At 67.6% G+C, this 12090-nt stretch carries 8 protein-coding genes and 1 riboswitch; of the genes, 5 read left to right on the top strand and 3 right to left on the bottom strand.

The window, feature by feature from the left end:
• Positions 1-11: 11 nt before the first annotated feature.
• Both V7060_RS15860 and V7060_RS15855 read right to left on the bottom strand, forming a co-directional pair.
• Positions 12-830, bottom strand: coding sequence for a UDP-2,3-diacylglucosamine diphosphatase (locus tag V7060_RS15860; protein WP_334180217.1), 819 nt, complete (start codon positions 828-830; stop codon positions 12-14).
• On the bottom strand, positions 827-2554 hold the full coding sequence (locus V7060_RS15855; RefSeq protein WP_334180216.1) for a GNAT family N-acyltransferase: 1728 nt from the start codon (positions 2552-2554) through the stop codon (positions 827-829). Before V7060_RS15855 ends, V7060_RS15860 begins: the two co-directional genes overlap by 4 nt.
• A gap of 206 nt (positions 2555-2760) precedes the next feature.
• Here V7060_RS15855 and metK point away from each other — a divergent pair, with 206 nt between their 5' ends.
• The 4 genes from metK to V7060_RS15835 all read left to right on the top strand — a co-directional run bounded on the left by metK (position 2761) and on the right by V7060_RS15835 (position 8151).
• Entirely contained in the window at positions 2761-3972 is a 1212-nt protein-coding gene (gene metK, locus V7060_RS15850; protein WP_334180215.1) for a methionine adenosyltransferase, read from the top strand.
• 133 nt (positions 3973-4105) lie between these two features.
• Positions 4106-5647 carry an SDR family oxidoreductase gene (locus V7060_RS15845; protein WP_334180214.1) on the top strand — a complete coding sequence of 514 codons (1542 nt, stop codon included), beginning with the start codon at positions 4106-4108 and terminating at the stop codon, positions 5645-5647.
• Between the two features lie 103 nt (positions 5648-5750).
• Positions 5751-6251: an acyl-CoA thioesterase gene (locus tag V7060_RS15840; RefSeq protein WP_334180213.1), complete on the top strand. Its 501-nt coding sequence runs from the start codon at positions 5751-5753 to the stop codon at positions 6249-6251.
• Positions 6252-6291: 40 nt separating this feature from the next.
• Complete coding sequence (locus V7060_RS15835; protein ID WP_334180212.1) at positions 6292-8151, top strand: ATP-binding cassette domain-containing protein; 1860 nt, start codon at positions 6292-6294, stop codon at positions 8149-8151.
• A 98-nt stretch (positions 8152-8249) separates the two neighbouring features.
• Here the strand turns inward: V7060_RS15835 and ppc are convergent, their stop codons facing one another.
• A complete protein-coding gene (gene ppc, locus V7060_RS15830) occupies positions 8250-10973 on the bottom strand; it encodes a phosphoenolpyruvate carboxylase (protein ID WP_334180211.1) in 2724 nt (907 codons plus the stop codon).
• Positions 10974-11126: 153 nt separating this feature from the next.
• A riboswitch (S-adenosyl-L-homocysteine riboswitch) is annotated at positions 11127-11254 on the top strand.
• A 34-nt stretch (positions 11255-11288) separates the two neighbouring features.
• Between ppc and V7060_RS15825 the strand changes: the two genes are divergently transcribed.
• On the top strand, positions 11289-12090 hold an 802-nt coding region (locus V7060_RS15825), incomplete at its 3' end, for an adenosylhomocysteinase (RefSeq protein WP_334180210.1).

Below are 12090 nucleotides of genomic sequence, written 5' to 3'. Positions count from 1 at the left end.
GGCGCCTTTCCTCACGCGGCGCGTTGTGCGTCCTGCGGCACCAGGCGCAGCCGCGGTGCCACTTCGCCGAGCACCTTGCCGGTGTGCGACAGCAGGCACAACGTGCCGTCCGCCTCCTCGCTGAGCGCGGTCAGGCTTTCGACCCAGTCGCCGTCGTTCGCGTACACCAGGCCATCGCGCTGCAGCAGCGAGGCACGATGGATGTGGCCGCAGACGATGCCGTCGAGGCCACGGCGGCGTGCATCGTCCAGGCCGGCCTGCACGAAGCGGGCGATGTAGCGCTCGGCCGCATCGCTCTGGCGCTTGAGGTATTCGGCCAGCGACCAGTAGCGCAGGCCGAACCGGCGACGCAGCTGGTTGGTCAGGCGGTTGCCGGTGAGGATGCGGTAGTACAGCCAGTCGCCGAACTTTTCCTGCAGTCCGCCGAAATGGGTGATGCCGTCGTAGTCGTCGCCATGCGTGACCAGCAGGCGACGGCCGTCGAGCGTGGTGTGGATGGCGCGTCGGCGCACCTGCATGGCCGGCAGCATCAGGCCGCAGAAGCGGCGGATCGGGCGATCGTGGTTGCCCGGAACGTAGACCAGCTCGGTGCCGTTGCGCGCCAGCGCATGCAGCGCTTCCACCACGCGGTTATGGGCCGCGTCCCACGACACGCGCCGTTGCGCCATCCACCACAGGTCGACGATGTCCCCGACCAGGTACAGCCGCCGGCACTGCAATCGCGCGAGGAAGTCGGCGAACTCCGCTGCGTGGCAGTGCTTGGACCCCAGGTGGACGTCGGAGACGAAGACCGCGCGCCGCATCGGCGATGGCGCGGCCCGGGAGGTCATGCCACGGCCTCCACCGGACGCCAGGCATCGCCCAGGTAGCGCTCGCGCTTCTTCGGCCGGATGCGGTGCAGGTCCACTTCGATCAGCCCGTCGATGGAGTCGCTGAAATCCGGGTCGACACCGAACGCGAGGAAACGCGCGCCGCCGGGTTCGCACAGGTCGGTGTACTGCTTGTAGAGCATCGGCACGGTCGCCCCCAGCGTGTCCAGGTTGGCCTTGAGCACGCGGAATCCGGTGTCGGCATCCAGCGCCTCGAACGACAGCGGCGTGGCCGCGTACTGGAACGGGTGCCGTGGCCTGGCGTTGCTGCACGCGTCCCCGTAGTAGTGCGTGTAGTAGGCGACGATGCGTTCGCGCGCATGTGCGGGCAAGGCGGCACTCATCGACACCGCACCGAACAGGTAGCGCACGCCCGGATGCCGGCGCAGATAGGCGCCGATGCCCTGCCACAGGTAATCGATGCTGCGGCTGCCCCAGTACTCGGGCACCACGAAGCTGCGCCCCAGTTCCATGCCGCTCGCCAGGCGCGGCAGCGCGTCGTCGGCGTAGTCGAACAGCGAGGCGGTGTAGAGGCCTCTCAGGCCCTGCGCCGCCAGTACGGGCGCGCCGCGTGCGATGCGGTAGGCGCCCGCGATCTTCCGCTGGGCGGCATCCCATAGCACGATGTGCTCGTACCAGGTGTCGAAGGCATCCACATCCATGCGCTTGCCGGTGCCCTCGCCCACCGCGCGGAAGGTCAATTCGCGCAGGCGGCCGATCTCGCGCAGCAGTGGCGAACCGCCGGCCAGCCGGCCCACGCAGATGCGCTTGCCGTCGCTGGTCTGGCCCAGTACGTCCAGCGCGTCGATGCAGGCTTCCAGCGCCTCGGGCGCCAACGCCGCCACCAGGGGTTCGGCGGTGTCGGCGGGATCCGGCGACGATGCCCCGCCGGGTCGTCCGAGCGCATACAGCGCCGTGCGCACGCGTTCGATCACGGATGCGGCATCTTCCTCCGCGTCCACGCGCAGCACCTGCCCGACATGCAGCTGCAGGCGCCGCTGGCTGCGGCGGAACATCTCGCGCGCCAGCAGCGCGGTCCCTGCCGGCTTGAACAACACCGACGCGCCATAGAACAACGGTGAATTGCGCGCCTGTACGCGGATCGGCAGCACCGGCGTGCCCGTGGTGCGCGCGAAGCGCAGGAAGCCGCGTCGCCAGCGCGTATCGCGCACCCCGCGCGGACCCAGCCGCGAGACTTCGCCGGCCGGGAACACGATCACGCACTGCTCGGCTTCCAGCGCCTGCTCCACCGCGCGCACGCTGTCCGCACTCGGCTTGCCTCCCAGTATCCGTACCGGCAGCAGCAGGTTGGCCAAGGGCGTGATGTCCATGAGGACGTCATTCGCGACGATCCTCACGTCCTGCCTCACGCGGCCCACGAGTTGCAGCAGCGCCAGCGCATCCAGCGCGCCGGAGGGATGGTTGGCGACGATCAGCAGCCGGCCTTGCGCAGGGATGCGCCGCTCCCCCGCCGGATCGGCATTCGTCCGCAGGTTGAGGTGATCGATGGCGGCCTCGACAAAGGCGAGGCCCTGAAGATGGCCATGGTCGGCCAGGAAGGCGTAGGCCTGGTCCAGCTTCGACCAGCGGCCCAGCGTGCGCAGCAGCGGCCGGGTCAGCCTGGCGCGACGGCCTCGGAACCAGTGGGGATAACGTTCGGTGATCTGCTGTTCCAGCGGGCGCATGGGCAAGGGCTGCCGGCGGGGTGTCGCCGCGCAGGCTGCGCCCGGCCGGCGACAGCGCCGTGTCCGTTTTCTGGCAGTCCGGTGACAACGGCGGCCGGCCCGCCCTTAACCCGGTTGCAACCCTGAACGGCGCAGAATGCACGCACCGTTCCCGGCGTGTATCATGCGCGCCCATCTTTTCATCCGAATCAAAGGATATAAGCCCGATGTCCAGCTACCTGTTCACCTCCGAATCGGTCTCCGAAGGCCATCCGGACAAGATCGCCGACCAGATTTCCGACGCCGTGCTGGACGCCATCCTGGCCCAGGACAAGCGCGCACGCGTGGCCTGCGAGACGCTGGTGAAGACGGGCGCCGCCATCGTGGCCGGCGAAGTCACCACCACCGCCTGGGTGGACATCGAGTCGCTGGCCCGCAAGGTCATCAACGACATCGGCTACGACAATTCGGACGTCGGCTTCGACGGCCACACCTGCGCCATCATCAACATGCTCGGCAAGCAGTCGCCCGACATCAACCAGGGCGTCGACCGCAAGAAGCCGGAAGAACAGGGTGCGGGCGACCAGGGCCTGATGTTCGGCTACGCCTGCAACGAGGCGCCGGAATTCATGCCCGCCCCGCTGTACTACAGCCACCGCCTGGTGGAACAGCAGGCCAAGGTGCGCAAGAAGGGCAAGCTGAAGTGGCTGCGCCCCGACGCCAAGTCGCAGGTCACCCTGCGCTACGACGGCAACACCGTGCTGGGCCTCGATGCCGTGGTGCTGTCGACCCAGCATGATCCGGACATCAAACAGAAGGACCTGATCGAAGCCGTGCGCGCCGAGATCCTGGTGCCGGTGCTGCCGAAGAAGTGGCTGGACGCGCTGCCGAAGAACAAGGTGCACATCAACCCGACCGGCAAGTTCGTCATCGGTGGCCCGGTGGGCGACTGCGGCCTGACCGGCCGCAAGATCATCGTCGACAGCTACGGCGGCATGGCCCGCCACGGCGGCGGCGCGTTCTCGGGCAAGGATCCGTCGAAGGTCGACCGTTCGGCCGCCTATGCCGCGCGCTACGTGGCCAAGAACATTGTGGCCGCCGGCCTGGCCGACAAGTGCGAAGTGCAGGTCTCCTACGCCATCGGCGTGGCCGAGCCGACCTCGATCTCGGTCACCACGTTCGGCACCGGCAAAGTCGGCGACGACGTGATCGAGAAGCTGATCCGCAAGCATTTCGACCTGCGTCCGTACGGCATCACGAAGATGCTGGACCTGGAGCACCCGATCTACCAGCCGACCGCCAGCTACGGCCACTTCGGCCGCAAGCCGAAGGAGATCTCCTACGTCGACGCCGCCGGCAAGAAGCACACCGCGACCGCCTTCTCCTGGGAGAAGACGGACCGCGCCGAAGCGCTCCGCAAGGACGCCAAGCTGAAGTAAGCCGCTTCTCTCCGTCCTCTCCCGCCTGCGGGAGACGACTGGGGCGAAGACAACGGGTCGCAGCGATGCGGCCCGTGTTTTTTTGCGGCGTGCAGGCATGCTGCATGCCGCCGCACGGATACGGATCGACGCCATGACCACCAACACGCCATCGAACAGTGCTGACGAACTCGCGCGCGTGCGCGCTGCCCTCGAATGGCTGGAGTCGATCGCCGCCGACCGCACCCTGCTCGACGGCTGTCCGGACGAGGAACGTGCACGCCTGCACCGGGCGATTGCCGCGATCTACCTGCCCGATCCCAAGCTGCGCCGGCAGAAGTCCAAGCAGCGCGAACGCGAACGCAACGTCGAGGCCATCCGCCGCGCGGAAGCGATCCTCGACCAGACCGGCATCCGCGAACTGCGCCGGAAGCCGGTGTTCACCACGCCGAACTACTTCCCGCCCGCATTGCCCTCGCCCGACGTCGCGCCACGCGAGTCGCCGGAACTGCTGCATTGCTATGTGTGCAAGCAGAAGTACACGTTGATCCACCACTTCTACGACCAGATGTGCCCGACCTGCGCGGACTTCAATTTCGCCAAGCGCACCGAGCTGGCCGACCTCAGCGGACGTGTCGCCCTGCTGACCGGTGGCCGGGTCAAGATCGGCTACCAGGCCGGCCTGAAGCTGCTGCGGGCGGGCGCGCACCTGATCGTCACCACCCGGTTTCCGCGCGATTCCGCCGCGCGTTACGCGCAGGAGCCGGATTTCGGCGAATGGGGCCATCGCCTGGAAGTGTTCGGCCTGGACCTGCGCCACACGCCCAGTGTCGAAGCGTTCTGCCATGAACTGGTCGGCAAGCTGCCGCGGCTGGACTTCATCATCAACAACGCGTGCCAGACCGTGCGTCGCCCGCCGGAGTTCTACGCGCACATGATGGACGCCGAAACCGCGGCGCTGAACGATACGCCGCAGCACGTGCGGAAGCTGCTGGGCAGCTACGAAGGCCTGCGCAGCTACAACATGCTGCCCGATGCCAACGCCACCGCGATGCAGGTTTCGATCGATGGTATCGGCAAGACCGCCGGGCTCAGCCGCTCCGCCGAACTGTCGCAGGTGCCGTTGCTGCCCGAGGAACTGCTGGGCCAGAAGCACCTGTTTCCCGAAGGCCGCCTGGACCAGGACCTGCAGCAGGTCGACCTGCGCGGACGCAATTCCTGGCGCCTGCTGATGCACGAAGTGCCGTCTGTGGAACTGCTGGAGACGCAGCTGGTCAACGCCATCGCGCCCTTCATCATCAACGCGCGCCTGAAGCCGCTGATGCTGCGCACGCCCGACCGCGACAAGCACATCGTCAACGTGTCCGCGGTCGAGGGCCAGTTCTACCGCAACTTCAAGACCACCAAGCACCCGCACACCAACATGGCCAAGGCCGCGCTCAACATGATGACGCGCACCGCAGCGGCCGATTACCAGGCCGATGGCATCCACATGAACAGCGTCGACACCGGCTGGGTGACCGACGAGGATCCCGTCGAGATCGCCGCACGCAAGGTCATCGAAGAACGCTTCCACCCGCCGCTGGATATCGTCGACGGCGCCGCGCGCATCGTCGACCCGATCATCCACGGACTCAACACCGGCGAGCACGTCTGGGGCCAGTTCCTGAAGGATTACAAGCCGACGGACTGGTGATCCGCGTATCCCGGACTTGGCACAGCCGCTTCTTTCAGTGGGCTGGCTGACCAAGCGGTCCGGGATCGGGTAGCCTGCGCGCCTCACCCTGCGGAGGCGCGCCATGGAATCGCTGAAAAGCCACCAGCTGACGATGACCGTGCTGATGACCCCGGACATGGCCAACTTCTCCGGCAAGGTCCACGGCGGCGCGATCCTCAAGCTGCTCGACCAGGTGGCCTACGCCTGCGGCAGCCGCTACGCGGGCAAGTACGTGGTCACCCTGTCGGTGGACCAGGTGATGTTCCGCCAGGCCATCAACGTGGGCGAGCTGGTGACGTTCCTGGCCTCGGTCAACCACGCCGGCACGTCGTCGATGGAAATCGGCATCAAGGTGGTCGCCGAGGACATCCGCAAGCAGAGCGTGCGCCACGCCAACAGCTGCTTCTTCACCATGGTGGCCGTGGACGACGACGGGCGTCCCTCGCCGGTGCCACCGCTGGAGCCGGGGACGCCGGACGAAGTGCGCCGCTTCGCCGCCGCGCGCCTGCGCCGCGAACTGCGCGAGGAAATGGAGCTGCGGCATGCGGCCCTGCTTGGCGCCAGGAAACCCGCGATCGGCTGAACACCGCCGGTGACCGACCCGCGCCCGGTACAATGGGCGCATGTCACTGATGCAATTCCAGCGGGTCGACTTCAGCGTCGGCGGGCCGCTCCTCCTCGAACACGTCGACCTGTCCATCGAACCCGGCGAGCGCGTCTGCATCGTCGGCCGCAACGGCATGGGCAAATCCACGCTGATGCGGCTGATGGCCGGCGAACTGAAGCCCGACGACGGCGAGATCCGCGTGCAGAACGGCGTGGTCGTCGCACGCATGGCACAGGAAGTCCCGCAGGACACGCAGGGCACGGTGTTCGACGTGGTCGCCGAAGGCCTGGGCGACCTCGGTCATCTGCTCGCGCTGTACCACCATGCCTTGCACGATGGCGACATGGAGGCGATGGGCGACGCGCAGGCACAGATCGAGGCGCGCAACGGCTGGGACCTGGACCTGCGCGTGCAGCAGGTGCTGACGCGCCTGGAGCTGCCCGAAGACACCGATTTCGCCGCGCTGTCAGGCGGCATGAAGCGCCGCGTGCTGCTGGCGCAGGCGCTGGTGCGCAATCCCGACATCCTGCTGCTGGACGAGCCGACCAACCACCTCGACATCGAGGCGATCGCCTGGCTGGAAGGGTTCCTGAAGTCCTTCGGCGGCAGCATCGTCTTCGTCACCCACGACCGCAGCTTCCTGCGCTCGCTGGCCACGCGCATCCTCGAGATCGACCGCGGCCAGCTGACCAGTTGGCCCGGCGACTACGACAACTACCTGCGCCGGCGCGAAGAACGCCTGCATGCCGAAGCGCAGGAGAACGCGCGCTTCGACAAGCTGCTGGCGCAGGAGGAGGTCTGGATCCGCCAGGGCATCAAGGCGCGCCGCACCCGCAACGAAGGCCGCGTGACCGCGCTGAAGGCGATGCGCCGCGAACGCGCGCAACGCCGCGACCTGTCCGGCAACGTGAAGATGGAAGCCGCGGCGGCGCAATCCTCGGGCAAGAAGGTCATCGAGGCCAAGCACATCACCCAGGCCTACGATGGCCGCGTGCTGCTGGACGATGTGTCGGCGACCATCATGCGCGGCGACCGCGTCGGCATCATCGGGCCGAACGGCGCCGGCAAGTCGACGCTGCTGAAGATCCTGCTGGGCGAACTCGCGCCGCAACAGGGCGAAGTAAAGCTGGGCACCGGCCTGCAGATCGCCTACTTCGACCAGCACCGCAGCCAGCTGGACGAATCGCGCACCGCGCTGGAGAACGTGGCCGAAGGCAGCGATTTCATCGAGATCAACGGCAGCCGCAAGCATGTCATCGGCTACCTGCAGGACTTCCTGTTCTCGCCCGAGCGCGCGCGCGCGCCGATCACCCGCCTGTCCGGCGGCGAGCGCAACCGGCTGCTGCTGGCCAAGCTGTTCGCCCAGGCGTCCAACCTGCTGGTGATGGACGAACCGACCAACGACCTGGACGTCGAGACGCTGGAACTGCTGGAAGAGCTGCTGCTCGACTACAAGGGCACGCTGCTGCTGGTCAGCCACGACCGCGACTTCCTCGACAACGTGGTCACCAGCACGCTGGTGCTGGAGGGCGAAGGCCAACTGGGCGACTACGTGGGCGGCTATTCGGACTGGCTGCGCCAGCGCCGTGTACTGGACACATCCTCGGCGACACCCGCCAGGCCCGCGCTGTCGAAGCAGCCCGAACCGGTCGCCGCCAAGCGCAAGCTCGGCTTCAAGGAAGCGCGCGAACTGGAACAGCTGCCGGCCCTGATCGAAGCGCTCGAGACCGACGTGGCCAAGCGCACCCAGGCCATGAACGATCCGGCGTACTACCAGCAGTCCCCCGCCGACCTGCAACGCGCGAACGATGAGCTCGCCGCGAAACAGGCGGAACTGGACCACGCCTACCAGCGCTGGTCGGAGCTGGATGGTTGACGCTGCATGATGCAGCTGTGGGAGCGACGTAAGTCGCGATGGAACACCCGTAACGCGTCATCGCGACTTACGTCGCTCCCACACCGGGATCCCACACATCACCCGGTGTTCTGCACGCCCTGCGACACGCCGTTGATGCTGGCGACCAAGGCGTGCAGCAGCGCGTCGTCCTCGCGATCGCTGTCGCGCCAGCGCTTCAGCAGATCGGCCTGCATCACGCTGATCGGGTCGATGTAGGGATTTCGCAGGCGGATCGACAGCGCCAGCCGCTGGTCGTGCTGCAGCAGCCACTCGTTGCCGTTGAGCGCCAGCACCCAGCGCAGTACCGAGGCGTGTTCGGCCTGGATCTGCGGGAAGAATTCCTCATGCAGGTCGCCCGACATGCGCGAGTACATCTCGGCGATGCCCAGGTCGCCCTTGGCCAACACCATCGAGATGTCGTCGAGGAAGGTCCTGAAGAACGGCCAGTCGCGCGCCATGTCGCGCAGCGCCTCCTCGCCGTATGCGTCCACGGCCGCTTTCAATCCGGTGCCGACGCCGTACCAGCCCGGGATCACCGCGCGTGCCTGGCTCCAGGCGAACACCCAGGGAATCGCGCGCAGGTTGCCGAGCGCGGCGTCCTGCCCCAGCCGGCGCGACGGGCGCGAGCCCAGCGTCATCCGTTCGATCACGTCGATCGGCGTGGCGCCGCGGAAATAGTCCATGAAGCGCGGCGACTGCACGAAAGCCCGGTAGGCCCTCGAACTCTCTTCCGCGACCAGCGCCATGATCTCGCGCCACGTCGCTTCGCGCGGTTCCGGTGCGCGCGGCCGCACGCTCGACAGCAGCACGGCGCCCACGGACTGCTCCAGGGACCGCAACGCCAGCGCGCGGATGCCGTACTTGCGGTGGATCACTTCGCCCTGCTCGGTCACGCGCAGTCGGCCATCGACGCTGCCGCGCGGCGCCGCTTCCAGCGCGCGCGTGGTCTTGCCGCCGCCGCGGACGATCGAACCACCCCGGCCGTGGAAGAACGTCAGCTTGATGCCGAGTTCCTGCGCCGCATCGACCAGTTCCACCTGCGCGCGCTGCAGTCCCCAGCGGGATGCGGCGATGCCGCCGTCCTTGCCGCTGTCGGAATACCCCAGCATCACCATCTGCACGTGGTCGCGCGCCGCCAGGTGCCGACGGTAGACGGGATCGGCCAGCAGGTCGCGCAACACTTCGGTCCCGTGGCCGAGATCGTCGATGGTCTCGAACAGCGGCGCGATGTCGAGCGGCACCTGCCCCGCCTCATCGACCAGGCCACCGCGCCGCGCCAGCGCCAGCACCGTCAGCACGTCGGCACGACTGTGCGCCATGCTGATGATGTAGGTGCCCAGGGCATCGGTGCCATGGCGGGTACGCGCATCGGCCAGCGCGCGGAAGACGGCATCGAGGCGTTCGTTGCCTTCTTCGCCGCTGGCCGGCAAGGACGCATCGCCACCGGCATACGGACCGAGCAATGCCGCACGGTCGACCGCATCCCGGCTTTCCCATCCGGCGTCGCCGAGCGCCGCGGCAACGGCACGCGCATGCACGCTGGACTCCTGCCGCACGTCCAGGCGTGCGAGGTGGAAGCCGAACGTGCGCACGCGCCACGCCAGCCGGCGCACCGCGAACCAGCCCGCATGGATGCCGCGGTTGGCCTCCAGGCTGTGCAGGATCAGGTCGATGTCGTGCGCCAGATCGTCCGGCGAGGAATAGCCCTCGGGCCTGTCTTCCAGCGTGGCCTGCAGGCGCGCCCGCATCAGGTCGTTGAGCAGCCGGTACGGCATGTCGCCATGACGCGGACGCGATTTCTTCGCGGCCTCCGGCATCAGTGCGCGGTACTCCTCGACGCGCGCGGCGACCTGCGGCGATACGCCGATGATCGAACTGGACTGGCTCAGCAGCGTGGTGAGCTGGCGCAGTTCCTTCAGGTAGCGCGTGAGGATGGACCGGCGCTGCGCATCCAGCGTGGCGGTGATCGTGCCGGCATCCACGTTCGGATTGCCGTCCATGTCGCCGCCGACCCAGGTGCCGAACCGCAACACGCGCGGCAGGTGCGCGGTGACCTGCGGTGCGGATCCGTAGACCTCGGTGATCGCGCTTTCCAGCGTTTCGTACAGCACCGGGATGACGCGGTACAGCACTTCGATCAGGTAGAAGCCCACGTGCTCGCGCTCGTCTTCAACGCCCGGGCGCACCGGCGACGAATCGGCGGTCTGCCAGGCCGACGTCAGTGCCATGCGGAAGCGTGCGGTGTCGGTCGCCAGTTCGCCCGGCGTGCGCGTGCCGTCCAGCCCGTTGATCAGGCTGGCCACCATCAGTTGCTCCTTCTCCAGCAGCGCGCGACGCACCGCTTCGGTCGGATGCGCGGTGAACACCGGCTCCACGTCGATGCGCGGCAGCCATTGCGCAAGCTCGTCCAGCGTCACGCCCTGTTCCTTCAGTTTGGACAGCGCGTCGTGCAGACCGTCGGGCTGCGGTCGCGCACTGCCGGCGCGCTGGTAGTCGCGACGACGGCGGATGCGGTGCACGCGCTCGGCGATGTTGACCACCTGGAAGTACGTGCTGAACGCACGGATCAGCGACTCGGCCTGCGCCGGCGCCTGCCCGTCCAGCAGCCCGGCCAGCGATTGCGGCGGCTCGCCTGCCTGGCGTCGTGCGATGGCGGTCGTGCGCACGCGCTCCACGTCGGCCAGGAACCCGGGCGACACCTGTTCGGCCAGCATGTCGCCGACCAGTGCGCCCAGTCGGCGCACGTCTTCACGCAGCGGGACATCGGGGGGAGCGAATTCGAGACTGCGGGGGCTGTTCATGCGCGCGGCGTGGTTCCCGTCGTTCGTTTGGTCTTGATTGGTATGGTCCCGAAGGACGATTGGTCTGCTGCAAGGCAGCATGCCGGAGCCTACCCGATCACGCCGGCGCGTGCGCCATCGTTTCATCCGGAACAAGCGATATAATGACGGCCCTTCGCCGAGGGGCGCTGCGACCGTGACATGTGCGGATCCTTCCGCAAGAGCCTGCATATCCCTGTGCAGACGCTCCACATAGTCCGGCCAGGCTCGGTGGAACGAACCTGCAACGGCGCCCGGACAACCTGCGACCCTGATCGCACAGACCGGAGCAATGCCATGAACGCAGTACGCACGTTTTCGACCGAGGGCGACTACAAGGTCGCCGATATCTCGCTGGCCGACTGGGGCCGCAAGGAACTGGACATCGCCGAGCACGAGATGCCCGGCCTGATGTCGATCCGCCGCAAGCACGCCACTGCCAAGCCGCTCAAGGGCGTGCGCGTGACCGGCTCGCTGCACATGACCATCCAGACCGCCGTGCTGATCGAGACGCTGAAGGACATCGGCGCCGACGTGCGCTGGGCCTCGTGCAACATCTTCTCGACGCAGGACCACGCCGCCGCCGCGATCGCCGCCACCGGCACGCCGGTGTTCGCCTGGAAGGGCGAGTCGCTGGAGGAATACTGGGACTGCACGCTCGACGCGCTGACCTTCACCCTGGCCGACGGCACGCTGACCGGTCCGGAACTGGTGGTCGACGACGGCGGCGACGTCACCCTGCTGATCCACAAGGGTTATGAGCTGGAACAGGGCGACACGACCTGGGTCAACAGCGCGTCGGGCAGCCACGAGGAGCAGGTGATCAAGGACCTGCTGAAGCGTGTCGCCAAGGAGCGTCCCGGTTACTGGACCCGCGTGGTCAAGGACTGGAAGGGCGTGTCCGAAGAGACCACCACCGGCGTACACCGCCTCTACCAGCTGGCCGAGCAGGGCAAGCTGCTGATCCCGGCGATCAACGTCAACGACTCGGTCACCAAGTCGAAGTTCGACAACCTCTATGGCTGCCGCGAGTCGCTGGCCGACGGCCTGAAGCGCGCGCTCGACGTGATGCTGGCCGGCAAGGTGGCGGTGGTCTGCG

Origin of the sequence: Pseudoxanthomonas sp., assembly GCF_036845285.1 — a bacterium.
Taxonomy (GTDB): Bacteria; Pseudomonadota; Gammaproteobacteria; order Xanthomonadales; family Xanthomonadaceae; genus Pseudoxanthomonas_A.
This window is presented reverse-complemented; position numbering and strand designations above follow the sequence as displayed.

Bases quoted from the DNA above. Each gene is read 5' to 3' on its own strand.
- ppc (WP_334180211.1), bottom strand. From the start codon at position 10,973: ATGAACAGCCCCCGCAGTCTCGAATTCGCTCCCCCCGATGTCCCGCTG.
- V7060_RS15860 (WP_334180217.1), bottom strand. From the start codon at position 830: ATGACCTCCCGGGCCGCGCCATCGCCGATGCGGCGCGCGGTCTTCGTC.
- V7060_RS15840 (WP_334180213.1), top strand. From the start codon at position 5,751: ATGGAATCGCTGAAAAGCCACCAGCTGACGATGACCGTGCTGATGACC.
- metK (WP_334180215.1), top strand. From the start codon at position 2,761: ATGTCCAGCTACCTGTTCACCTCCGAATCGGTCTCCGAAGGCCATCCG.
- V7060_RS15855 (WP_334180216.1), bottom strand. From the start codon at position 2,554: ATGCGCCCGCTGGAACAGCAGATCACCGAACGTTATCCCCACTGGTTC.
- V7060_RS15845 (WP_334180214.1), top strand. From the start codon at position 4,106: ATGACCACCAACACGCCATCGAACAGTGCTGACGAACTCGCGCGCGTG.
- V7060_RS15835 (WP_334180212.1), top strand. From the start codon at position 6,292: ATGTCACTGATGCAATTCCAGCGGGTCGACTTCAGCGTCGGCGGGCCG.